This is a genomic window from Halobacterium sp. CBA1132 (assembly GCF_001485535.1).
Lineage (GTDB): Archaea > Halobacteriota > Halobacteria > Halobacteriales > Halobacteriaceae > Halobacterium.
Genome location: NZ_BCMZ01000001.1, coordinates 1,491,254 through 1,514,270, shown reverse-complemented (window position 1 = coordinate 1,514,270; position 23,017 = coordinate 1,491,254). Strand labels below are relative to the sequence as shown.

24 protein-coding genes and 1 pseudogene are annotated in these 23,017 nt (G+C 68.7%); 14 read left to right on the top strand and 11 right to left on the bottom strand.

Annotation, left to right across the window (positions count from 1 at the left end):
* Nucleotides 1-513: a hypothetical protein gene (locus tag AVZ66_RS07885; RefSeq protein WP_058983456.1), complete on the bottom strand. Its 513-nt coding sequence runs from the start codon at nt 511-513 to the stop codon at nt 1-3.
* An 86-nt stretch (nt 514-599) separates the two neighbouring features.
* On the opposite strand from AVZ66_RS07885, the gene AVZ66_RS07880 reads away from it, so the two are divergent.
* Nucleotides 600-1,613, top strand: a complete 1,014-nt coding sequence (locus AVZ66_RS07880; protein ID WP_058983453.1) for an alcohol dehydrogenase catalytic domain-containing protein — start codon at nt 600-602, stop codon at nt 1,611-1,613.
* Here the strand turns inward: AVZ66_RS07880 and AVZ66_RS07875 are convergent.
* Together AVZ66_RS07875 and AVZ66_RS07870 are read right to left on the bottom strand one after the other, a co-directional pair.
* Nucleotides 1,610-4,324 (bottom strand): ATP-dependent helicase, encoded by a 2,715-nt coding sequence (locus AVZ66_RS07875; RefSeq protein ID WP_058983451.1) that lies wholly within the window; start codon nt 4,322-4,324, stop codon nt 1,610-1,612. The genes AVZ66_RS07880 and AVZ66_RS07875 overlap by 4 nt on opposite strands.
* 56 nt (nt 4,325-4,380) lie before the next feature.
* Nucleotides 4,381-5,535: a hypothetical protein gene (locus tag AVZ66_RS07870; RefSeq protein WP_058983449.1), complete on the bottom strand. Its 1,155-nt coding sequence runs from the start codon at nt 5,533-5,535 to the stop codon at nt 4,381-4,383.
* A 177-nt stretch (nt 5,536-5,712) separates the two neighbouring features.
* On the opposite strand from AVZ66_RS07870, the gene AVZ66_RS07865 reads away from it, so the two are divergent.
* The 3 genes from AVZ66_RS07865 (at nt 5,713) to AVZ66_RS07855 (ending at nt 7,805) form a co-directional block, all read left to right on the top strand.
* Complete coding sequence (locus AVZ66_RS07865; RefSeq protein ID WP_058983447.1) at nt 5,713-5,961, top strand: hypothetical protein; 249 nt, start codon at nt 5,713-5,715, stop codon at nt 5,959-5,961.
* A 46-nt stretch (nt 5,962-6,007) separates the two neighbouring features.
* Complete coding sequence (locus AVZ66_RS07860; protein WP_058983446.1) at nt 6,008-7,168, top strand: cystathionine gamma-synthase; 1,161 nt, start codon at nt 6,008-6,010, stop codon at nt 7,166-7,168.
* Between the two features lie 61 nt (nt 7,169-7,229).
* Nucleotides 7,230-7,805, top strand: coding sequence for a hypothetical protein (locus AVZ66_RS07855; RefSeq protein ID WP_058983444.1), 576 nt, complete (start codon nt 7,230-7,232; stop codon nt 7,803-7,805).
* A gap of 34 nt (nt 7,806-7,839) precedes the next feature.
* Here AVZ66_RS07855 and AVZ66_RS07850 read toward each other — a convergent pair whose 3' ends face one another.
* A complete protein-coding gene (locus AVZ66_RS07850) occupies nt 7,840-9,060 on the bottom strand; it encodes a methionine adenosyltransferase (protein ID WP_058983441.1) in 1,221 nt (406 codons plus the stop codon).
* An 80-nt stretch (nt 9,061-9,140) separates the two neighbouring features.
* Nucleotides 9,141-9,761: a class IV adenylate cyclase gene (gene cyaB / locus AVZ66_RS07845; protein ID WP_058983440.1), complete on the bottom strand. Its 621-nt coding sequence runs from the start codon at nt 9,759-9,761 to the stop codon at nt 9,141-9,143.
* Between the two features lie 117 nt (nt 9,762-9,878).
* Between cyaB and AVZ66_RS07840 the strand changes: the two genes are divergently transcribed.
* Both AVZ66_RS07840 and AVZ66_RS07835 read left to right on the top strand, forming a co-directional pair.
* Nucleotides 9,879-10,079 (top strand): hypothetical protein, encoded by a 201-nt coding sequence (locus AVZ66_RS07840; protein ID WP_058983437.1) that lies wholly within the window; start codon nt 9,879-9,881, stop codon nt 10,077-10,079.
* Nucleotides 10,080-10,151: 72 nt separating this feature from the next.
* Nucleotides 10,152-11,078 (top strand): peptidylprolyl isomerase, encoded by a 927-nt coding sequence (locus AVZ66_RS07835; RefSeq protein WP_058983434.1) that lies wholly within the window; start codon nt 10,152-10,154, stop codon nt 11,076-11,078.
* Between the two features lie 73 nt (nt 11,079-11,151).
* On the opposite strand, the pseudogene AVZ66_RS07830 reads toward AVZ66_RS07835, so the two are convergent.
* Together AVZ66_RS07830 and AVZ66_RS07825 are read right to left on the bottom strand one after the other, a co-directional pair.
* Nucleotides 11,152-11,777: pseudogene (locus tag AVZ66_RS07830) on the bottom strand (RAD55 family ATPase).
* A gap of 27 nt (nt 11,778-11,804) precedes the next feature.
* On the bottom strand, nt 11,805-12,410 hold the full coding sequence (locus tag AVZ66_RS07825) for a hypothetical protein (protein ID WP_058983432.1): 606 nt from the start codon (nt 12,408-12,410) through the stop codon (nt 11,805-11,807).
* 120 nt (nt 12,411-12,530) lie between these two features.
* Between AVZ66_RS07825 and pyrB the strand changes: the two genes are divergently transcribed.
* The 3 genes from pyrB to AVZ66_RS07810 all read left to right on the top strand — a co-directional run bounded on the left by pyrB (nt 12,531) and on the right by AVZ66_RS07810 (nt 15,068).
* Complete coding sequence (gene pyrB / locus AVZ66_RS07820) at nt 12,531-13,442, top strand: aspartate carbamoyltransferase (protein WP_058983430.1); 912 nt, start codon at nt 12,531-12,533, stop codon at nt 13,440-13,442.
* Complete coding sequence (gene pyrI, locus AVZ66_RS07815) at nt 13,435-13,893, top strand: aspartate carbamoyltransferase regulatory subunit (RefSeq protein WP_058983428.1); 459 nt, start codon at nt 13,435-13,437, stop codon at nt 13,891-13,893. The genes pyrB and pyrI overlap by 8 nt, the downstream gene beginning before the upstream one ends.
* A gap of 296 nt (nt 13,894-14,189) precedes the next feature.
* Nucleotides 14,190-15,068, top strand: coding sequence for a hypothetical protein (locus tag AVZ66_RS07810; protein WP_058983426.1), 879 nt, complete (start codon nt 14,190-14,192; stop codon nt 15,066-15,068).
* Here the strand turns inward: AVZ66_RS07810 and AVZ66_RS07805 are convergent, their stop codons facing one another.
* Both AVZ66_RS07805 and AVZ66_RS07800 read right to left on the bottom strand, forming a co-directional pair.
* A complete protein-coding gene (locus tag AVZ66_RS07805) occupies nt 15,069-15,530 on the bottom strand; it encodes a GNAT family N-acetyltransferase (protein WP_058983424.1) in 462 nt (153 codons plus the stop codon).
* Between the two features lie 31 nt (nt 15,531-15,561).
* On the bottom strand, nt 15,562-16,119 hold the full coding sequence (locus AVZ66_RS07800) for an NUDIX domain-containing protein (RefSeq protein WP_058983422.1): 558 nt from the start codon (nt 16,117-16,119) through the stop codon (nt 15,562-15,564).
* Nucleotides 16,120-16,267: 148 nt separating this feature from the next.
* Here AVZ66_RS07800 and AVZ66_RS07795 point away from each other — a divergent pair, with 148 nt between their 5' ends.
* Entirely contained in the window at nt 16,268-16,504 is a 237-nt protein-coding gene (locus AVZ66_RS07795; RefSeq protein ID WP_058983420.1) for a hypothetical protein, read from the top strand.
* 44 nt (nt 16,505-16,548) lie between these two features.
* On the opposite strand, the gene AVZ66_RS07790 is transcribed toward AVZ66_RS07795, so the two are convergent.
* Together AVZ66_RS07790 and AVZ66_RS07785 are read right to left on the bottom strand one after the other, a co-directional pair.
* A complete protein-coding gene (locus tag AVZ66_RS07790; RefSeq protein ID WP_058983417.1) occupies nt 16,549-17,787 on the bottom strand; it encodes a sulfatase-like hydrolase/transferase in 1,239 nt (412 codons plus the stop codon).
* Nucleotides 17,788-17,789: 2 nt separating this feature from the next.
* Nucleotides 17,790-18,722 carry a hypothetical protein gene (locus AVZ66_RS07785; protein WP_058983415.1) on the bottom strand — a complete coding sequence of 311 codons (933 nt, stop codon included), beginning with the start codon at nt 18,720-18,722 and terminating at the stop codon, nt 17,790-17,792.
* A gap of 162 nt (nt 18,723-18,884) precedes the next feature.
* On the opposite strand from AVZ66_RS07785, the gene AVZ66_RS07780 reads away from it, so the two are divergent.
* The 4 genes from AVZ66_RS07780 to AVZ66_RS07765 all read left to right on the top strand — a co-directional run bounded on the left by AVZ66_RS07780 (nt 18,885) and on the right by AVZ66_RS07765 (nt 23,006).
* Complete coding sequence (locus AVZ66_RS07780; protein ID WP_058983413.1) at nt 18,885-19,898, top strand: lysylphosphatidylglycerol synthase transmembrane domain-containing protein; 1,014 nt, start codon at nt 18,885-18,887, stop codon at nt 19,896-19,898.
* 65 nt (nt 19,899-19,963) lie between these two features.
* A complete protein-coding gene (locus AVZ66_RS07775; RefSeq protein ID WP_058983412.1) occupies nt 19,964-20,932 on the top strand; it encodes a glycosyltransferase in 969 nt (322 codons plus the stop codon).
* A gap of 50 nt (nt 20,933-20,982) precedes the next feature.
* Nucleotides 20,983-21,402, top strand: a complete 420-nt coding sequence (locus tag AVZ66_RS07770) for an RNA-binding protein (protein WP_058983410.1) — start codon at nt 20,983-20,985, stop codon at nt 21,400-21,402.
* A gap of 47 nt (nt 21,403-21,449) precedes the next feature.
* Nucleotides 21,450-23,006, top strand: a complete 1,557-nt coding sequence (locus AVZ66_RS07765; protein ID WP_058983408.1) for a hypothetical protein — start codon at nt 21,450-21,452, stop codon at nt 23,004-23,006.
* Nucleotides 23,007-23,017: the final 11 nt, after the last annotated feature.

Below are 23,017 nucleotides of genomic sequence, written 5' to 3'. Positions count from 1 at the left end.
TCACTCGAGGTACGGCTGGAGGACGGCGCCGAAGCCCGTGATGCCGACGACGACCGCGAGGAGGGCGCCGACGCCGGTCGCCGCGAGCGCGCCGTTGATGGTCGCCGCGACGAGCAGCGCCTTCAGCCAGCCGTCCTCGTGGCCGACCAGCCGGTCGGCGATTGCGAGGTAGGCGACGGCGGCGCCGACCGCCCAGACGACGTACGCGACCAGCACCAGCGGGAGCGCGACGACGATGCCGACGACGGTGAACACGAGCAGCACCGCCATCAGGGCCAGCGCGAGGACGCTGAACAGGCCGTACGCGAACGAGTTCACGGGGTCGTCGAGGACGCGCGCCATCAACGTCTCGGTGCGCTCGGGGAACACCGCGACCGCGATGGCGCCCACAACGAGCGTCGTCAGGAACGCGCCCACGGCGCCGCCCGCGAGCCCCTGTCCGAGCGTGACGTCGATGTCGAGCCCGGAGCCCGCTTGCGCTATCGCCGTCGCCGCGGCCACGAGTGTCTCCATCCGATAGTGTTGGCCGCGCACCGGGATAAAGGCAGAGGCGGCGGCCACCCGTATTCCTATCCGACAGCCGGACGAACGCCGACGCGATGCGTGCCGCAGCATTCACCGAGTTGACCGGCCCCGACGGCGTCGGCGTCGTCGACCGACCGGCCCCCGAACCGGGCGCCGGCGACGCCGTCGTCGACGTGGAAGCGTGCGCCATCAACCGCCACGACCTCTGGATTCTGGAGGGCGACTCCGCGATGGTCGACGCCGACGACCTCCCGTTCGTCAGCGGCCTCGACGTCGCCGGCACCGTACGCGGCGTCGGCGAGGACGTCACGGGTGTCGAACCCGGCGACCGCGTCGTGCTCTGCCCCAACGAGACGTGCGGGGAGTGCGAGTTCTGCCGGGAGGGTCCCGAGAACCTCTGTGCGGAGTTCTCGCTGTTCCACGGCGGCCTCGCCGAGCAAGCGCGAGTGGACGCCAGCCGACTCGTCGTGCTCCCCGACGGCCTCGACACGACCACCGCGGCGGCGCTGCCGACGGCGTACGTGACCGCCTACCACATGCTCCGCCGCGCCGAGGTCGGGCCGACCGACCTCGTGTTCGTCCCGGGCGTCACGGGCGGTGTCGGCGTCGCTGCGGTCCAACTCGCGGACGTACTCGGCGCGCGAACGGTCGGCACGTCGTCCTCGCAGTCGAAACTCGACCGCGTGACCGGCCTCGGACTCGACCACGCGATTCGCGGAACTGACACGGACGAACTCCGAGCGGAAGTGGAGGCCGTCGGCACCCCGGACGCCGTGCTCAACCACCTCGGCGGCGAGTACACCGAACTCGGCCAGCGCGTGCTCCGCCGCGGCGGACGCATGGTCGTCTGCGGGCGGACCGCGGGTGGGCGCTCGGAAATCGACGTTGCGGACCTGTTCCTCGGTCACAAGCGAATCATCGGCTCCACGATGGGGACGCAGGGCGACCTCGAAACACTCGTCGACCTCGCGGCGAGCGGCGACCTCTCCCCGGAAATCGACGAGACCTACGCGCTCGAAGAAACCGGCGCGGCGTTCGCCGCGATGCAGAACCGCGACACCGTGGGGAAAATCGTCGTCACGCCCTAGTCGAGGCTCGCCCAGTCGACCATCCGGTCGTACAGCGGCTCCGAGCGCAGCGCCGTCTCGTCGCCGACGAGCACGAGGCTCTTCTTCGCGCGAGTGAGCGCGACGTTCACGCGCCGGTGGTCCTCGAAGATGGGGCCGTCGAGGCTCCCCGTCGCCACGAACGACACGACCACGACTTCCTTCGAGGAGCCTTGGAAGCGGTCGACTGTGTCGACAGTGACGCCCTCCGGGACGCGCCGCCCGATTTCCGCGACCTGCGCGCGGAACGGCGCGATGACGCCGACCTTGGCGGGGTCGACGCCCGCGTCGACGTACTCGCGGACGATTTCGCCGACGCGCTCGGCCTCCGCGGGGTCGACGTGCGCGTCGCTCGTCCCGGGTACGTCGTGGAAAGAGACTCCGTTCTGGACGGAACCGCCCGTCTCCACCCCCGAATCGGCGAGCGTCTGCCCAGCTACTTCGCCCGTTGCGGGCCGGAGTCGCCCGTCGTAGAACTCCTCCGAGGAGAACGCCTGAATCCGCTGGCTCATCCGGTACTGCTGGTCGAGCATCACCGAGGCCTCCGGGTATGTTTCGTGGAGGCGCTCGAACAGCGACTTCGATAGGCGGCCGCCCGAGCGCACCACTGGCGGGAGTTGCTCGTGGTCGCCGACGAGCACGAAGCGCTCGCCGCGGTTGATGGCCGCGAGCGTGTCCGGTTCGGTGAGCTGGCTGGCCTCGTCGACGAGCACCACGTCGAACTCCTGCTCGCGCATCACCCGGGACCCGCTCGTGGCGGTGGTGGCGGCGACGACGTCGGCGGTCTGGAGGGCTCGCGCACACTCCGCGGGGTCGCCGGACTGGTTCAGTCGGAGGTCCTGCATGTCCTCGCGGATTCCGTTCGAGGTTCCGACGCGCACGATGTCGGAGAACCCCTGCTCGCGCAGCGCTTCGAGCGCGTTGTCCACGGCGCGGTTCGTGAACGCCGACAGCAGCACGCGGTCGCCGCGCTCGACGAATTCCCGAATCAGCGTCGCGATGGTGTACGTCTTCCCCGTGCCCGGCGGCCCGTGGACGAGCGCGAAGTCCTCGGCGTTCAACGCCTTGCTGACGGCTTCGTTCTGCGCGTCGTTGTTGTCGACGACGCTGTACTCCTCGTCCGCGAAGTCCGGGCTCTCCCGGTCGAAAAGCACGTCTTTGCGGCGCTGGTCGCCCTTCAGGAGTCCATCGTGGAGTGCGGTGAGCATCCGGTCGACGCTCAACTCGGAGGGGTAGACGTCGAGGCGCCGGAGATCGACGGGTTCGTCGGCGGTGACGACGACGCGCTCCGGGGAGAGCGTCTCCACGCGCGCCATCTCCGCGGTCCCCCGCACGGGGTCGCCGTCGGAGGCGAGCACGCGGTCGCCCTGTCGAATCTTGGACGCTGCGGCGGTCGGTCGCTTCGCGGTCAGCCGCCAGCGGCCGTCCGGCAGCTCCTCATTGCCCGCGGGTTCGAGGTCCACGACTGCGCGGTCGTCGGCCGCGCGCTCTTCGGCCGTCTGCTCCCAGAGCTTGCGGTACTCGTCGTGGACGGAGTCGCGCTCGCGCTCGATTGCGGCGTAGATGTCGTCGAAGTACGCGCGTTCGTCCTCGGGGAGCGGCTCGCCGAGTTGGCCGGCCTTCGACTCTTGGTCGAGGCGACCCGACACGACCATGCAGGTGTCCTGCTCGAAGCAGTACTCGCACTTGGCGTCCGCCTCGAACCCCGTCGGTGGACTCTCCTCGTGCTCGATGGCCGCGAGGTGGTTGCGCTGGCGCACCACGAATTCGAGGAACCCCTTCCCGATGGAGAACTCCTTGGCGGGCGAGAGGTCGCCGGAGGCCTCGCTGCGGTCGACGGCCGCGTTCTTCGTGTACAGGAGGGTTCCGGTGTCGGCGTTCACGCCGCGGTCGTCCAACATCAGCGCGTAACACGCCGCCTGCACCTTGTCGTGGAAGCGCGGGTCGCGGTTCGTGTTCTTCCCCGTCTTCAGTTCGACGGGCATCCCGCGACGGATGGCGTCACAGCGACCCTTGATGCCGAACGTCTCCGAAATCAGGGTGTACTCCGAGCGCCAGTCGTCGCCCGCGCGCCAGCCCTCCGCGCGCTCCTCGGTCGTGCCGCCGTCCCCTGAGAGGTGGCCCTGCTGGAGCCATCCCTCGATGGCCGCGGCGTTCGCGCGCACGTCGGCCTCCACTTCCTCGCGGTCGCGGCCCAGGAGGCCGAGTTCGAGACCGGCGTCGTCCACGCGCTCGGCGACCGCGTCGTCCAAATCGCGGCCCCGGAGCAGGTCCCCGAACACCTCGTGGACGATGGTCCCCTTCGTCACCGGATATTTGAGGGGGAGCCCGGAGAGCTTGTTCAGGTAGTAGAGGCGCGGACACTGCACGAACGACCGGATGTTCGTCACGTCCACGAGGAAGTCCGGCTCGACGACGACGTACGACTCCTTGCTCGTCGAGTACTGCACGTCGCCGTTCCACTCCTCTTCCTCGGCTTCGGTCACCAGCAGCTCCATCCCGGGTTCGAGGTACTGGACGGTCTCCGTCCACTTCCCCCACAGCGTCACGCGCACGGACGCCCCGGGGTCGTCGGCGGCCGCGTCGCTGTCCGCGTCCGGCCGGACGTGGACGTCGAGCACGTCCCGGTCGCCGTACTGCGTGTTCACCGACCGCACCTCGTCGACGTCGGTCACCTCGCCCCGTACGTTCACGGGAGAGGTGTGGGGAGCACTGCGAAAAACCCTGTCGCTCGCGGGAGTCCGCCGACTCAGGCCGCACTGTTCACCACGAAGTCGAACGCGAGCGACGTGACGTAGGGGAGCACGAGTGCGAACAGCACTTCCTGTAGCATCGCGACGTCGAGTGGGAACTCGCTTGTCGAGTCGACTTGTTGGATTCGGAGGTAATCGTACGTGTATTGGTCGACGCTCTCAGGGGAGTTCGGTTCAGCGTACGGGAGGCGGTCGTCCGTGTCACCGACCTGCCTAGACCGCTGTGCGAGCGCGTCGATCTTTGCCTCCTTGGCATCCCCCACGAACGACTTGACCCAGAACATCGGCGCAAAGAAGAAGATCAGTCCGACTGCCAACCCCGACAAGAGTAGTGCAGACGAGAACATGCTTGTGGGACTGGCACCGACGCCGACGGTCTGGAAGGTAGTGAACAACGTGAGCAGGACGAAGTACGAGACGGCGACACTCTTGAACAGGTCGCCAGCGGGAGACAGACCCGCGAACCCGTGCGGATCCGAGAAATCTACGAGGCGGGCGCGCCGAATCTTGAACGGGAGGAGGACGAGGACGCCGACGACGACGGTCAGGAACTCTGCACCGATTGGGTAGAGCACAAACGGGATGACGAGGTAGAACCGGATACCCGCGACAACCGGACCGGTGAGTTCGGCCACCGGGCCGACGAGACTATCTGGGTTCGCGAGCAGTTGCGCGGCGTACGCCGCGAGACCGGCCAGCAGAATGGCACCGAACACGCGTCGTGGTGCGAACTGTTCAAGGTCGGCGTCCGTCTTCCCGGTCGGTGACGCCGGAACCCCGATTACGGTCAGCATTCGTCCGGCCAGCCCACCACCTATCTCAACCGCCTGCACGTCGTCGTCGATTGCGTCGGGAAGGTCCGCGACGACAGCCGCGTACTTGGACTTCGTGCGGAGGAGCACCCAGATGACGGCTGGCCACGCAACGAGCTGGAACACTTCGCCTGGGTTGACGACGATGGAGAGCACGCCGGTCTGAAGCCACCCGACCACGGACAGGAGCGGAAGGTGGAACGCGACGGCAGTGACGACGAAAAGGTACGGCGACAGTTCCTCACGCTGGAACAGCGTGCGTGCGACGGAATCAAAGCCGAGACGGTCCGCGGTGCGCTCAATCCACAGGTCTTGGACCTCGAACTCCGACTCGGACATCAGTACGGGAGATGACACGTATGCGGGCACAAAAGTACTTCCCTGTGCTGCAAACAGACCTAACTTACTCGCACCCCTTCATGTAGGCATGAGCGACGACGAAAGCGAGGAGACCGTGCAGGTGTAGTTGGTCGAGCGGACGTACTCCGACGACGTATCGGCGAGCGAAGCGAGCCGATGCACGTGAGAGCGTGCTCTCACGGCGAGCAGAACATCATCATCCTCACGTACGCGACGCCGGACGGCGAGCGGTACTTCCGCAAGGAGCGCGCGCTCACCAGTTTCTCGGACGTCCGAGACACGACCGCAGCGGTCGAAGCCGACCCCGGGAATCTCGGGCAGACCGGCGACCCGGACCTGAAAGAACAGTACGCCGCGGAGGCACAGCGGATGCAGGACGTTCACGACCCCGACGACGTCATCTAGGCCGTCAACGAACAGACCTAACTCGCGTGCGGCCGACGCTCCGAATATGAGCGACGACGACGAGCACTTCGAGACGCGAGCCATCCACGCCGGGCAGGAGCCCGACGAGGAGACTGGCGCCCTGATGACGCCCATCTACGCGAACTCCACGTACGAGCAGGACGCGCCCGGCGACCACCGCGGCTACGAGTACAGCAGGACGGGCAACCCGACGCGGACCGACCTCGAAGCGAACCTCGCGAGCCTCGAAGGCGGCGACTTCGGGCGATGTTTCTCCTCGGGGATGGGCGCCATCAACACCGTGATGAACCTGCTCGAATCCGGCGACCACGTGGTCGCGGGCAACGACGTCTACGGCGGCACCCACCGCATTTTCACGCAGGTCTACGAGGAGTACGACCTCGAGTTCGACTTCGTGGACACCACCGACCACGACGAGGTCCGCGCGGCGATGAGCGAGGACACGGAACTCGTCTGGGTGGAGACGCCGACGAACCCGCTGATGAACGTCAACGACATCGACGCGCTCGCGGCCATCGCCCACGAGTTCGACGCGCTCTGCGCCGTCGACAACACGTTCGCGACGCCGTACCTCCAGCGCCCGCTCGAACACGGTGCCGACATCGTCTGCCACAGCCTCACGAAGTACCTCGGCGGGCACTCCGATTTGGTGGCGGGCGCGCTGATTACGGACGACGAGGACCTCGACGAGCGCCTCGCGTTCTACCAGAACTCCGTCGGCGCGACGCCGAGTCCCTTCGACTGCTTCCTCGTGCTGCGCGGGACGAAGAGCCTCGGCGTGCGGATGGACCGCCACTGCGCGAACGCGCAGGAACTCGCCGAGTGGCTGGACGCCCACGACCGCGTCGAGCACGTCTTCTACCCCGGGCTGGAGAGCCACCCGGACCACGAACTCGCGACCGAGCAGATGGACGACTTCGGCGGGATGCTCTCCTTCGAGTTGGACGCCACCCTCGAGGAAGCCAGCGAGTTCGTCGCCGAGACCGAGGTGTTCACGCTCGCCGAGTCGCTGGGCGGCGTCGAGTCCCTCATCGAGCAGCCCGCGGCGATGACCCACGCCGCCATCCCGAGAGAAGAACGCGAGGCTGCGGGGCTGACGGACCCGCTCATCCGCGCGAGCATCGGCATCGAGCACGTCGACGACCTCGAAGCGGACCTCCAGCAGGCGATGGACGCCGTCTTCTAGCGCTCAAACCGCTCTTTCACTCCGGAGAAAGCGTTTATCTGGGCCACTCGTCGGTCCGGGCATGCACCGCCGAACCTACCTCGGCGCGCTGGCAGCCACCGCGCTGGCCGGCTGCACGAGCGCGCCCGCCGACTCCGCGGACGGCTCGGGGTTCCCGTACGCGCTCGTGAACGTCCAGACCGACGACCCGCCCGTCGCGGACGCCACCGTCGAGGTATCCGTCACTGAAAACTTCTCGACCGACCACCCCGCGCGCCTCGACGTCGCGTTCACGAACGACGGCGACGAGTCCCGGACGTTCGTGTTCGGGTCGCTCGTGCCGTGGGACGCGATTCGCGGCGGCCACGAGGACGGCGACGCCACGCTCCTCTTGTCGCCGAACGCCGGCGTCACGCCCGACGAACCGAGCGACGACTGCTGGCAGGCGACCGACGGCGTCGCCCTTCCCGCCGTGATGCGCGAGGCGACGCTCGACCCCGGAGAGACTGTCAGCCGCGAATTCAGCGTGCTCGCCGCCCACGACAGCCAGCAGTGCCACCCGACGGGAACGTACCGCTTCGAAGATAGCAACTACCTCGGGAGTGGCTGGGGGTTCAGCGTGGACGTCGTGTCGGTCGTCGAGAACAGAGAGCAGTAGGACGGCGAGGACACACCGCCGCGCGGCACGGCGTTCAGAAGGTGTCGAGTTCGCCGTCGATGACGCGCTGGGTGACGTCGGTGATGTTCGCGAGTTCGGCGTCGACGATTTCCTCGACGTCGGGTTCGACGTCGGCCACCGAGAGGCCGTCCTCGGTGACGACGTGGACGTCGGCGACGTGGGGCTGGTCGATGGGGCGGCCGATTTGGGAGAGCAGGCGGACGCGGAGGTCGCGGATGCCCGCCACCTCGTCGACGATGTTCTCGGCGATTTCCGTGGAGACGAGGTTGTATATCTTCCCGATGTGGTTGACGGGGTTCTTCCCGGAGGTGGCTTCCATGCTCATCGAGCGGTTCGGGGTGATGAGGCCGTTCGCGCGGTTGCCGCGGCCGACGCTGCCGTCGTCGCCCTGTTCGGCGCTCGTGCCGGTGGTGGTGAGGTAGATAGAGCCCGACTCGTAGTCGTCGGCGGTGTTGACGTGGACGGCGACCTCGCGGTCCGTGTAGTCGGTCGCGAGGTCGTGGACGTGTTCGCGCAGCGCCTCGATTTCGGCCTTGTAGGCGTCGAGGTCGTCGACGTAGGCGTCGACGAGCGCGGCCGCGACAGTGAGGTCGATGTGGTCGCCCTCGCGTTTGCCCATGACTTTGACGTCCTCGCCGATGGCGGGGTTGTCGTCGCCGTACGGGCCGTTGAGGGATTTCTCGGTCTCGTAGACGATGCGCTCGGTCTCCGTGAACGGCGCGTGGCCGACGCCGAAACTGGTGTCGTTGGCCATCGGCACGGCGGGGCCGTCCTCGACGAACACCTCTTGGAGGTCGCCGGAGCCTTCGCCGAGTTTGACGTCGACGACGACGTCGGTGTCGAGGTCGAGGTTCGGGAAGTTCTCGCGGAGGTAGTCGCGGGCGGCTTCCAGCGCGATGGACTCGACGGGGATGTGATACTCGGTGCCGTCGGCGTCGACGTAGTGGCTGGTCGCGCGGCCGACGACGAGGATGTAGATGGGTTCGATGACTTCGCCGCCGCCGAACGCGGGCGCGGCGGTGCCGGCGACGAGCTGCGTCTCGTCGGTGTTGAAGTGCAGCACTTCGCCGACGCGGTCGAGGTACTCGCGGGCGAGACGCTCGCAGACGTGTTCGGCGATGCCGTCGCAGATGGAGTCGGGGTGGCCGAGGCCTTTTCGTTCGACGATTTCGACGTCTTCGTCTTCGACCGCACCGCGGTCGAGAGACTGCACTTGGATGTTCCGCTCGGTCATTACGCAAGTCTTGCCCTGCTCCGCTTCTATAACTTGCGAAAAGCACGGGGAGTAGAAATATGCCCAGTGCGCATATAGCGTCAGTCGTCGGCGAGCTTGAGTCCGAGGTACGACGTCCGAATCTGGTCGTCCGGGTCGAGGCCCAACTCTCGGAGCAAGTCGTAGGCCTCCTCCCGTGCGGCTTCGACCTCCCCGTCGGTCTCCACTTCGGTCTCGACTTCGACGTACTCGCCGACGCCCTCGACGGCGTCCAGCAACACCTCGAACGCCCCCACGTGGTGGGTCTCGCGTAGTTTCCGTACCGTCGCGGCGGGGTCGAAGCCCAGTCGCGAGAGGATTTCGCGCATTTCCGCGCCGCTACCGACAGGCGTCTCGAACTCCTCGCGAGACTTCGATTCGGCCTCCAGCAGCGGCCCCTTGTACGTCACGCGGGACTCCCCGTCGACCCGAGACTCGCCGTCGAGCACCGCGTCGATGGCTGCCCCCAGTCCGCCATCGATGTCGTCGCGCTCGAACGATTCCGCCGCCGTTGCGACCCAGCGGACGCGCAGCGCTTCGTCGGTCGCTGCGAAGTCGCGGTGCGGCGCGTCGAAGTACGTGTCCGCCTGTGCCACCGTCCCGACGCGCTCGGCGCCGGCGTCCACCAGCGCCGCGCGGACCGCGTCGTGGTCCGCCGGCACCTTCACCTCCACTTCGTACATGTCCGAGTGCTTGCGGCCGCCGCGGAAAAACACGGCGCTTCCGAGCACTCAATAGCACTCCGTACGGCTCTTAGCAGGCGTTATCTCACACTCGCTCGAAGCCCGAATCGAGTCACGATGTCCACCGAAACCACCCGTGGTGTCGCCCGGTCGAGCGACGACGCCGACCCGACGCCGCTGGACGCGACCGTCGTCCGCTACCAGAACACGCCCGACCGCTGCACGCTCTCGCCGCCGAACGTCGACCCGGACCGGCAACTCACCGCGTGGCTCTCTGTCGACGCCGACGCCCTCGTCGCGTTAGCCGAGAATCGGTAATCGCGGCAGTCGCGGTGCGTCTCGCGGCCGCGAAACGTGATTCTTAAGGGTGGAACGGGAGTGCGTAGTGGTATGAGCGACGAAACTGAGGCCGAGACGGCCGACGAATCCGAGACAGAACAGGGCGGACTCCAGGAGGGAGACTTCGTTCAGCTCTCCTACTCCGCCTACACGGTCGACAGCGGCGAACTCGTCGACACCACCGACGAGGACGTCGCCGAGGAAGAGGGCGTCGACACCGAAGAGCAGGAGTTCTCCCCGCGCACCATCGTCATCGGCGAGGGTCACATCTTCGACGCCGTCGAGGACGACCTCATCGGCAAGGACGTCGGCGACACCGGTACCGTCGTCGTCGAGCAGGCGTTCGGCGAGTACGACGAGGAGGAAGTCCGCACCGTCTCCGCGAACAAGATTCCCGAGGACGAGCGCTACCCCGGTGCGCACGTCGACGTCGACGGTGAGCACGGCCACGTCGAAGCCGTCATCGGCGGCCGCGCCCGCGTCGACTTCAACCACCCGCTCGCCGGCGAGGACGTCGAGTACGAGTACGAGATTCTCGATCAGGTCGAGGACACCGTCGAGAAGGCCCGCGGCCTCCTCCAGATGTACTTCGACGCCGAACTCGACATGCACCTCGAGACCGACGAGGTCGAGGAGGAAGTCACCGAGGAGAACGACGACGGCGAGACGGAGACCACCACGGAGACCGTCGAGAAGGAGACCCTCTACATCGAACAGTCCCCGGAACTCCAGTTCAACCAGCAGTGGATGATGGGCAAAGACCAGATTCTGAACCAGATCATCGACATGCTGGACATCGACCGCGTTATCGTCCAGGAGATTATCGACGGCCAGCCCGCTGGCATGCCCGGCATGATGGGCGGCATGGGTGGCATGGGCGGCGAGGATCTCGGTGACGTCGAGGACGCGCTCGAAGACGCCGACGTCGACGCCGACGAAATCGTCGACGAACTCGACATCGACGAAGACGAAGCCTAACGCCGGCTTCCGATTCCGGCCGCTCGGCCTACTTTTATCGCAGAACGAACGAAGGAGCCGCTGGTAGCGCCGGCTACGCGATGTCGCGGCTGGTGTCGACCTGCACGCGCTCGCCGAGGTTCAGTTTTATCGAGGAGTCCAGGGCGTTGCCGCCGCGGAACTTCGGGACGGTGAGTCGGGTCTCGACTTCGTCGTTGGTCTCCTCGACGCGGAGTTTGAACACGACGTCGGCCATGTGTTCGGTGGTGCCACGCAGTTCGGGGTTGTGGTCGCTGTCCAGGCAGTGCAGGACGGCGATGCCACCGACGTTCCGCATGTGGTTGGCGAGTTCGTTGAGGAAGTTCTCGTAGCGCCCGCGGTCCGCGCGTTCGAGGGCGTCCGCGGGGTCGATGACGACCGTCGACTCCGGGGGGACGCTGCGGAACGCGCGGCGCGCGTTCTCGATGGCGTCGGCGCCCGGGATGTAGCCCACTTCGGGGTCGCCGGTGGGCGCGTCTGTCGCGTCGAAGGCGTCGCGGACGGCTTGCTCGGTCCGGTTCGTGGTGAGGTACAGCGTGGGGCGCGGCCGCGTGAGTTCGTACAGCAGTAGCTCTCCTTGGCTGGCCGGCGGTGCCTCGTAGGCGACCACCGTTCCGGCCGGAACCCCGCCCCGAGTTCCCGGTCGAGGACATCCACACCAGTGGAGAGCCGCTCGCGCATGATGCCACCGTAGGGGACGGACGGAGGTTAAGTATTTGGCTCCACGTAGTCTGCCAGCCTCGCGTACGCTGCGGCCGTCTCCGTGGCGTCTAGCGGCGTCGCGGCGGCGGGAACTGCCACGGTATCGGCGGCTGTCGCCCCCGCCAGTCCCGCTGGGACGGTGGTCGCGCGAACGACGGCGACGGCGCGAACCGGCGTGCCGACGGCGCGCGCCATCGCGGTGGTCTTCACGGCGTCCTCGACACCCTCTCGGGTGTCGGTTGCGACGACGACGCAGGCGTCTGCGGCGCGCAGCGGCCGGACGGCGGCCTCGCTTGCGCCGGCGGGACAGTCCAACAGCGTCGGCCGCGACTCGGGGAGCGCGTCGAGTGCCGCCGCGAGGTCGTCGCCGTCCGCGTCGCCCGCCGGGAGCACGTCGACACCCGGAACCTCCGAGGACTCGTGGACGCGCGCATCTGTGGCCGCTCCGACGCCGGGGTCGCGGGGGACGCCCGCTCGCAAGTGTAGGTTCGGGGCGTCGAGGTCGCAGTCGACGACGAGCGGGCGGCGCCGCCGCTCGACGAGCGCGCCCGCTGTCCCGAGCGCCGTGGTCGTCTTCCCGCTGCCACCTTTACCGCCCGCGACTGCCAGCACGCGAACGATTGGTGCCGGCTTCGCACTTGAACCTCCGGCCGCGAGTGGGGCGCGGTGGCACGCCACGGACGGCGGGCCGCTCCGGGAGTTTTACGCTTCCGGGGGTCGCGTACTGAACCGATGCGTCACGACCACCTCCTCACCGCCAAACAGCTCTCGCGGGCCGACATCGAGACGGTCCTCGACAGGGCGGCGGTCTTCGACGACGACCCGGCAGCAGCCGGCGAGCGCCACACCGACGCGCTGCTGGCGCTCTGTTTCTTCGAGCCGAGCACGCGCACGAAGATGAGTTTCGAGACGGCCGCCAAACGCCTCGGCGGCGACGTCGTCGACATGGGCTCCGTGGAGTCCTCCTCCGTCAAGAAGGGCGAGTCGCTGGCCGACACCGTCCGCGTCGTCGAAGGGTACGCCGACGGCATCGTGCTCCGCCACCCCAAGCAGGGCGCCGCGAAGATGGCCAGCGAGCACGTCGACGTTCCCGTGGTGAACGCGGGCGACGGCGCCGGCCACCACCCGAGTCAGACGCTGCTGGACCTCTACACGATTCGCGAGCACGCCGGCCTCGACGACATCTCCATCGGCATCATGGGCGACCTGAAGTACGGCCGGACGGTCCACTCGCTGGCGCACGCGCTCACGAATTTCGACGTCCGCCAGCACTTCGTCAGCCCCGAGAGCCTGCGGCTGCCACGCTCTGTCAGATACGACCTCCACGAGGCCGGCGCGCAGGTGCGCGAACACGAGGAGTTGGAGGCCGTCCTCCCGAACCTCGACGTGTTGTACGTCACGCGCATCCAGCGCGAGCGCTTCCCCGACGAGGACGAGTACGAGGCCGTCGCCGGCGAGTACAGCATCACGCCGGAGACGCTGGAGGTGGCCAAAGACGACCTCGCGGTGATGCACCCGCTGCCCCGCGTGGACGAAATCGCGGCCGCCGTCGACGAGACGGAGAACGCGACGTACTTCGAACAGGCACACAACGGCGTCCCGGTCCGAATGGCCCTCCTCGACTTGCTCCTCGACGATGACTGACACAGAACTCCGCGTCTCGAAGATTCAGAGCGGCACCGTCATCGACCACGTCTCCGCCGGGGAGGCGCTGCACGTGCTCAAACTGCTGGGCATCGACGGCACCGAGGGGACGACGATGAGCCTCGGGATGAACGTCCCCTCCGATAGGATGGGGCGCAAGGACATCGTGAAAGTCGAGGGGCGCGAACTCAGCGACAGCGAGGCGGAGGTGCTGTCGCTCATCGCGCCCGAAGCCACCATCAACATCATCCGCGACTACGACGTCGTCGAGAAGCGCCGCGTCGAACCCCCCGAGGAGGTCGGCGGCGTGCTCGTCTGCCCGAACCGCGAGTGCATCACGAACGCCGGCGAACCCGTCGACCCGACGTTCGCGGTGCTGGACGACGGCCTGCGCTGCGAGTACTGCGGCGAAATCGTCCGCGAGGACATCACCGCTCACCTCCGAGACTGACCGACCTGTCGGCCGTGAATCACGGATTCGTGCCGACCCCGCAAAGCGTTTAGTGCAGGGCGCCGATAGTGTCAAGCATGGCAGGGAAGCTAGTGAAAGCCGCCGCCGTACTGTTCGTCATCGCCCTCGTCTGGAAGTTCGTCCTCGGGGGCGACGAAGCGCCCGAACCGGAAGAAGTCGACCGCATCGACTGACGCCGCGTTCGGTCCCCGTTCCGCCCGCTCACCACCTCCGTTTTCTCGCCGTCGCGTGCCGAGAGCGAACGACTTAGGCGGCCCGCCGGCCAAGCCGCGTCTATGTACGGCGTCGTCACGCGGAACGCCGAGGAAATCGAGTGGCCGGAGTTCGACCGCACGTTCTACGAGGTCAAAGACGTCACCGGCCGCCACACCGACCCGCTGGAGGACGCCGTCAGCATGGTGTCTTGCTTCGGGGACAACGCCACCGCCGGCACCGAGCCCGACCTCGTGCCCGTCGACGACGAGGGCAACGAGGCCACCCGCGACCAGCCGTACTTCGACTGGTCGTACATCTGCCCGCTGGCCGAGGACTACCGCGAGGGCCTGTTGACGGTCATCGAGACGTGCGCGGAGGTCAGCGGCGACGTTCGCCTCGACGACGTTGGGTTCCCGCGCGACGAGTACTGTCACTGCGAGCGCTGCGAGAGCGCGTTCGAGGAATGGGTGGAACAACGTTCCACCGGAGAGTCGAGCGGGCGGAGCCCGCGAGACACCGAGTTCGACAACTGGTACGACTGGCGCGCGAGCGTCATCACGGAGTTCGTCGCGGAGGCCGCCGACCGCATCCCCGGAACGACGTATCTCACCCTCTACCCCGACCCGTATCCGGGACACCTCTACGAGCGCGCGGGCCTCGACGTCGAGGCGCTCGCCGAGCACGTCGACGAGTTCGTCGTGCCGCTGTACGACACGAACTACGGCACGACGTACTGGCTGGAGACCATCGCCTCCGGCTTCGAGGACTTGCTGGACGCGCCGTTCAGCGTCGAACTGTACGCCGTCGACGTCGAGGTCGAGAATCTGGTTCACGCCACCGAAGTCGTCGAGGAGTACGCCGAGGGCGTGTTCTTCGGCTACGAGGCGAGCAACGCCCGCGCCACGCTCCGCCGGATGGACGCCGAAGAGCGCGAGGGGAAGTCCTTCGGCCCGGAGTAGTCAGAGGCGCTGGCGGAGGCTGCGGAACTTCGGCTCGAAGCCGTGGTTCTCGTAGAACGCCATCGCGGCGTGGTTGTCCACGTGCACGGAGAGGCTCGCGTACTCGCAGTCGCGCTCGCGGCCCCACGTCTTCATGCGGTCGAGCAGACTGCCCGCGACGCCTTCCCGGCGGCGCTCGGGGACGACGTAGAGGCCGTCGACGTAGCAGTTCTTCCCGCGCGTGTACAGCGCCGGCGACGACGCGACGCCGCCGGAGACGACGCCCACCGGTTCGGGGTCGTACGCGACGAACATCGTGCGGTCGGCGTCGTCCAGCCACCGCGAGCAGTCCTCCTCGCCGACGACGCGCTCGTCGAGGTCGCTGAACTCGGGGTCGAGGACTTCGGCCTCGCGGTACGCCGGCCGCAGCAGCCGGTCGGCGACGGCCGCTCGTTCGCTGTCCGCCGGCACGCGCACGTCCATACGCCAGCGACGCGGAGCGGCGAGAAAAGCGCTACGAGAGCGCGCGCTCGCGCCAGCGCTGGAGGTCGCTGCGGTCGCGGGTGTCCTCGGGGAGGTCCGCGAACCACGCGGCGGCCGAGATTTCGCCGTCCGGGTCTCGGACTTCGAGCGTGGTGTCGTCGGCGCACGCCTCGAACACCGGGAGGACGCCCCACGCGGAGTGGCCGCTGGAGTGGAACGCCACCGTAGTCACCATCGCGAGGCCGTGGTAGGTGGCGTCGACGCCGGCTTCTTCGGCGAGTTCGCGCTCGGCGGCCTCGCGGAACGTTTCGCCGTCGTCGACGCCGCCGCCGGGGAGCACCCAGAGGTCGACGTCCTCGTGGCGCACCAACACCACGTCGCCGTTCTCCCGGTAGACGACCGTGTGCGCGCCGAAGGGTGCGCCCGTCCGCTCGACGCGCTCGGCGAGCGTGCGGAAGCGCTGTCGGGAGACCGACCGCCGCCGGTCGAACTCGATGAAGTCCTCGTGAGCGTCGGTCAGCGCGTGATAGGCGCGTTCGGCGCGCTGTTCGGCGCGACTCGCGAGATACCAGAGGTCATCGACGGGCATCGCGTTGCGGTGCCTGCGGGCGGTTCGACGGCGCTGCGAGCGGGGCGAGAGCGGGGGTCATAGCCGGCCGTACGAGCGACTCGCACGTTACCGTTTCGGAGCCGCGAAACCGGGTCGCTTTTGAATCGGCCGCGGGAACTGTCGAGGCATGAGCTTCGAAGAAGACGACGAGGTCGTCCTCCACGACAAGCACAGCGAGTACGACGGCGAAATCGGCACCGTCACGCAGGTCGTCGAGACGATGTTCGGCGAGCCCAACTACACCGTGAGCTTCGACGACGGGCAGGAAGCCGGCGTGCCCGAGGACAACCTCGAAGCCGCCGAGAACGACGAGAGCGAGGAGGACCCCGACGAGGGCGAAGACGAAGAAGTCGACGACGCCTAACCCGGTCTCCGTTCTCCGCTGTTCTCCGCCGCCGAGCGCCTGCTTCAGAGATAGCCGAGGTCTTCGAGGCGCTCGTTGATTTCCAGCATCTCGACGTCCGTCGGGTCGACGCCGCGTTCGGGGAGGCGTTCGCGGAGTTCGGCTTCGAGGTCGGGGTCGTCGACGCGTTCGAGTTGTCGGGGGTTCGCGTCGGCGTCGTAGAGGCCGGGTTCCCAGTCGCGGTCCGGGTACTCGATGTACGTGGCGTCGTCGTAACGGACGGCGCGCGCCCAGTTGCGTTCGCGGTGCAGCGACGCCCCGCACGCCCGCATGTACGCCACGCGGTCGTCGACGCCGGGTTCGATGACGTCGCCGTCGGTCTCGTGGTCGACACCGAGCGCGTCGAGCAGCGTCGGCAGGACGTCGATTTGCCGGACTTGAGCGTCGACCGTCGCGGAGTCGACGCCGGGGCCGGCGAGCACGAACGGGACGTTCGTCGTATAGTCGAAGATGTTCTCGCCGTGGCCGTTCTCGATGAAGTGGTCGGTGACGTCCGGCCCCCAGTCCGCGAAGTACTGGTTGATTCGCTCGACGGCGCCGCGGGTGTCGACGCCGCCGTAGTACTTCACGGCGTCCCGCAGGGACTTCACGAGCAGGCGCAGCGGGTTGTCGCGGTGGGTGATGCTCTCGCCGTGGTCGCCGACGACGGCGACCACCGTGTCGTCGGGGACGGCGTCGACGAGCGCCTCGATTTCGCGGTCGAGCGCGGAGAGCGCGCGGCCGTACGGCGTCTCTCCGTACTCGGGGCTGTCGAACTCGGCGGGGACGTGGATGTCCTCGTGAATCTCCCAGAGGTGGACGAACGCGGCGAACGGCTCCGGGAGGTCCGCGACCCTATCGAGGCCCTCCTCGCGCCAGTCGCTGAACATCGACTCGTCGCGGTCTCGGCAGTCGTAGGCGTCGAACCCGCGGTCGAGGCCCGTCTCGGGGACGAGCGGGCCCGTCGCCATCGCCTCCGTGTGGTAGCCGGCGTCGCCCAGAATCTCGGGCATCGACTCGACGTCCGTCGAGAGGCTGCCGCGGCGCAGCGACTTGATGCCGTTTCGTTCGCCGTACGCGCCCGTCAGCAGGCTGGCGATTGCGGGCGTCGTCGTCGTCGCAGTCGCGTACAGCTCTGTGGACTCGCGGCCGCGTTCGCGGAGGTCGTCGAGAAACGGGGTGTCGACGGCGTCCCGGTGCAGGAAGTCTTCTCGGAGGCAGTCCACCACGACCAACAGGAGGTTCGGGGAGTCGGGAGCGTCCATAGTCACGTTCGGTAACCGAGGTCTTCGAGGCGTTCTTCGACGACGTCGCCGCCGTCGCCGGTGTCGTCGCGGCCCGCGGCGTCGGGGTCGCGGCTGTGCGTGTCCGTCGCGGTCGTCTCGCACCACGGCACCTCCCGGAGGACCGGTAAGTCGACGCCGCCCGGGTGGCCGTAGACGTGGTGTTCGCCGAACGCGTTGCCGTGGTCGGCGGTGACGACGACGCGCTCGGCGTCGAGGTTCTCGAACAGCACGCCGAGGTCGCCGAGGACGTATTCGAGGTTCTCTCGGTAGGTCTGCCACGCGTCGGCCTCGCTGCGCCGGCCGAAGCGGAGGTCGTCCCAGACGGACATCTCGTCGTCGCCGAACGCGTCCAGTTCGACGCCCTCGCTTCGCTGCTCGCGCTCGACGACCGACGGGAAGTGCGGCTGCATGTAGTGGACGACCACGCGGTCGGCGGTCGTCTCGCGGCCAGTGCGGATGGCGGCGTCCGTCACCGGGCGCGGCGGAATCGTCCCGAGGTCGTCGTCCCACGCGTACCGCCACACCTCCTCGACGCTGTGGAAGCGGTCGTGGTCGATTTTCGACGCGGAGTAGGGGTTGCCGGTGACGTACGCGAGGTCCGCGAGCGCGTCGTCGTCGGCCCCGCCGAACACCGTCTCCAGCCACTCCACGGAGGAACTGGCGGGCGACGTCCGCGACCCCGGATTCTCGGGGAGGAAGTCGTGGTCGGCGTCCGCGGTGACCGCCTCGAAGAGGTCCGCGCGGCACGCGTCCAACACCACGAGAACGTCCCAGTCGGCGTCCAGCACGGGGTCGGGGTCGGTACTCGACTGCACGGAGTAGGCCACCAGCGACGCGAGTTCGCGGACAGCGTCGGCGCCGCGGTAGCGGAGGTTGCGGGCGGCGTTGACCGCCTGAGCGGGCACGTCAACCATCGGCGGCTGTGGTCGTCTTCTCGAACATTTCGGGGAGCGGTACTCGGTGAGCCGGTCGTGACGCGCGGAGAAAAAACCTCCTATTCGCGGGGCAACACGACGGTTCGGTGGTCACCCGCGGGATTCGATGGATTGATTCACGCCCGCCCGCCAGTCGGAGGCGTGCAGCGAGAGGACCTGCTGGCGACGGTGGCCGGACTCGCGGGCGCAGCGCTCGTGTTCGCGGTCATGTTCTGGGTCGTGGACGCCCGCGAGGTGTTCGCGGCGGCTCGCTCCGCGGACCCGGTGTTGCTCGCGGGCGTCGCGGGCACGATACTGCTGTGGAACGTCTCGTGGGGACTCGCGCTCTGGAACGTCCTGCGCGCGCTCGACATCCGGCTCCCCCTCCACACCACAGTCCTCGTGAACGCCGCGGGCGCGTTCGCGAACCACGTCACGCCGTTCGGGCAGGCCGGTGGCGAGCCCGTGACCGCGTGGCTGCTGTCGAAGACCGCAGACACGGACTACGAGGTGGGACTCGCGTCCATCACCAGCCTCGATGCCATCAACGTCGTGCCGTCGCTGGCGTTCGCGGCGGTCGGCTCGCTCTACTACGTCACCACCCAGACGGGCGGCGAACTCGGCTTGCTGCCGCTGGGCGTGCTCGCGGCGGCCGTCGTTCTCCCCATCGTCGCGGCGGTCGTGTGGCGCTACCGGACGGCGATTCGCGGACGCGTTGGCGGGACGGTCGCGGCGGTCCTCCACCGCGTCGTCGGCGCGATTCCCCGCGTCTCCCTGCCCGACGCCGACGACCTCGCCGCGCGACTGCGTGGGTTCACGGACGCCGTCGGCCGGGTCGCCGTCTCCCGGGAGCGACTCGTCGCCGCGCTCGGCTGCTCGGCGCTCGGCTGGGCGTTCCAAGCCCTCGGGCTCTGGGTCACGTTCCTCGCACTCGACTCGTTCGTCCCGATTTACGTCCCCTTCTTCGTGTTGCCGCTCGGGAAGGTCGGCTCCGCGCTCCCGACTCCCGGCGGGCTCGGCGGCACGGAAGCCATCAACGTCACGCTGCTCACGCTGCTGACGGCGGTGAGCGCGCCGACGATTGCGGCGGTCGTCACGATTCACAGCGTCGGCGGCTACCTCCTGACGACCAGCGTCGGCGCCGCCGCCACCAGCGCACTCGGCGTCCGGTCGTGAACCGCCCGCGTCCGGAGCGTTTTATACCGCTCGCGCACTGACGTAGACGCACACGTGACCGCGACATGAGCGGGACGCCCCCGAAAGTCGCCGTCGCCCACTACTGCGAGGGCGCCGGCCACGCGACCCGGATGCTGGCGGTCGTCGAGGAACTGGAAGGCGCCGGCTACGACGTGGTGCTGGCGGGCGGCGGCCCCGGGACGAAGTTCGTCGAGGCGAACGGCTACACCGAGTTCGAGCCCCGCGACCTCGACTTCGTCGGGGACTTTCAGGGCGGCGGCCTCCTCGACGTGCTGAAGCACAGCGGCCCCGCAATCTACGAGCGAATCAGCCAGTACCGCGAGTGGTTCGACCGCGAAGCACCCGCGTTGCTCGTCACCGACGACATCTCCGCGGCAATCGCCGCGTCACTGCACGGCCAGCGCTACGTCTACCTCTCGCACGACCCCGCGGACTTCTACGCGAACCCCGTCGAGCGCGTCGGCGCGTGGGTCCGCAACCGCGTCGCGCGCCGCGGCGCCGAGCAGTTCCTCGTGCCGAAAGTCTGGGACGGCGACCCCTCGATTCCGGGCGCCGACGGCGTCCCGCCGATGGCGCCCGCCGGCGGCGCGCCCGAAGCGGACGTCGACGTGCTCGTCGTTCCGAGCGAGTTCAGCGTCGACCCCGACCGACTCGCGGACGCGCTGGAAGCGCGCGGCCGGGACGTGACGCTCGTCGGCGGCGACGACTGGGAGCTACAGGAGTCCCTCCAGCCGTTCATCGCGGGCGCGAACCTCGTCATCTGCAGCGGCTACTCCACCGTGATGGAGGCCGCCGTCGCCGGCACGCCGACCATCGTATTGCCGGCGACGTCAGAACAGCGCGGCGTCGTCGACGCGCTCGCGGACACCCCCGGCTTCTACGCCGCGGACTCGATTGCGGGCGTCGAGGCGCTCCTCGACAGCGTCCGAGCGCCCGACCCGCACGCGAACGGCGCGAAGCGCGTCGCGGAAGTCGCCGCGACGTACCTGCCCGAACCTCCGCGAGCCGACTAGCCGACCGCCAGTAGCGACGCTTTTACCGCCGGCCGTCCTACGGCGGCGTAATGAGCGAGGTTCCGTTCCACTACGTCGACCTCCGGGCGTTCTGCTACGGCACGGAGGACGAGGTCCGCGTCGCCGACGCGCTCGGCCACTTCCTCCCCGACGACGTCGAACTCGAACGCGCCGAAAGCGAGGGCCACCTCGGCGACCGCATCGTCGTGCTGTCCGCGCGCGTCGAGCGCGCCGACGAGATGCGCCACGTCCTCGGCCAACTCCGCGACGGCGCCGACATCGAGCGCATCCGCGAGGAACTCGACCAGCGCGTCGACGACAACTGCTCGCTGTTCGTCCACCTCGACAAACAGGAGGCGTTCCTCGGCGACGCCCGACTCGGCGACGGCATCGCCCTGCGCGCGAAAGTCGAAGCCTACCCCGCGAAGAAGGAAGCGGCCGTCGAGAACGCCCGCGAAGCGCTGTCGTAGCGCTCCACCAACCGTCTTTTTCCCGCCGTGGTCGCTAGCCGGCGACGATGGCTCCCACGCTCCGCGACGCCCTCCACGTCGCCCTGAACCGACCGCGCGTGTTCGCACTCGCGGGCACGACGCTGGCCTGTGAGGCCGTCGTTCGCCTCGCGTTCGCCGCCGTCCACCCGGTGCTGGCCGTCGCCCTCCCGCCCGTCGTCGCGCTCGGTGTGCTCGGCGCGGCCGCGCCGACAGTACGCTCCGCCGTCGCCGCACCCGACGAACCGTTGCAGTGGACCGTCGGCGAGACGCTCCGCGAACGCGGCCCGCTGCTCGTCGCTGTCGCCGTCGCCGGCCACGTCGTCGCGCTCGCACTCGGCACCGCCGCGTTCCTCCTCGTGGACACGCCGCTACGGGCCGCAGTGTACGCAACGGGCGGGTCTGTCTCGACGACGACGGTCCACGTCGCACCGCTGGCCGGCGTCGCCGCGGGCGCCTTCGTCGCGTGGGGATTGCTCGCGCCCACCGTCGAACGCGCCGTCGCGGGTGACGGCGTTCGCGCCGCAGCCACCGCGCCGCTCCGAGCACTCTACGACCGACGACGGACCCGGCCCGCGCTCGGCCTGTACCTCGCGTGCGCGCTCCTCGCGGCCGCAGTCTTCGCCGCCACGCTGCTCGTACCCGAGGCATACGCGACGCAGGAAGCGGCGCGCCTCGCAGCCCTCGCGACGGCGGGTGGTGTCGCCGTCCTCCTCGTCCTCCTCGGCGTCTTCGTCTACCCGGCGCACGTCGCGCTGGCCGCCACTCGGTCACGCCAACCGCGTCCAGTTCCGTTCCGGCGGGTCGCCGTCGCGGCGCTCCTCGTCGCGGCGCTGGTCGCTGGCGCGAGCGCGGTCCGCGTGACCGAGACGCGCCCCGGCACTCCGGGAGACGCCGCAACGACGCTTCCGGCGGACGCGACGAGTGCGTACGCGGCGGCGCTCGACCACACAGCGGCGCTCGACCATCGAATCGTCGTCACCGAGCGCCGCGGCCCTGAGGAGGTCGTCGCGACGGCCGCCGTCGAGCGCTCCGCGCGCCAGTTCCGCGCGTCCCTCGAACGCGACGACCGAACAGCCGTCGGGTACGCCGACAGCGGCGTCACCTACCGCTTGCGCGGCTACTCGTCGGACGTCTTCAGTCTCGGTTCGTTTCGGGTCGACGGCGACGCCGCGCGCGCACTCCCGGGGTACTGGGAGGCCACCGACGAGTACACGGTCACGGACGGCGTCGGCGCGGGCTACGGGCTTCCCGCGCCCCGAACCGGTTCGTGGACGATACGAGCAGCCGTGAACGCCACGCGGACGGTCGAACTGACCGGCGGGGAAGAAGTGTTCGCCGCGCTCCACGGAACCCGTGCAGAGAACGTGACCGCGGAGACGGCGTGGGTGCGAATGCGCGTCGACGCCGGCCGGGGCGTCGTCCTCGGTGGGCGAGCGCGCCTAAACGCCACCGTCGACGGCAACCGGTTCGTCCGGAACCTCAGTTACACCGTCGAGACGGGTGCTGGCGTGGACGCGCGTCGGCCCGACGCGCTCGGGTCGCGGTCGCTCGCCGAGTGGACGTGGGACGTGTTCGCGTACTGAGCCGCCGGCGA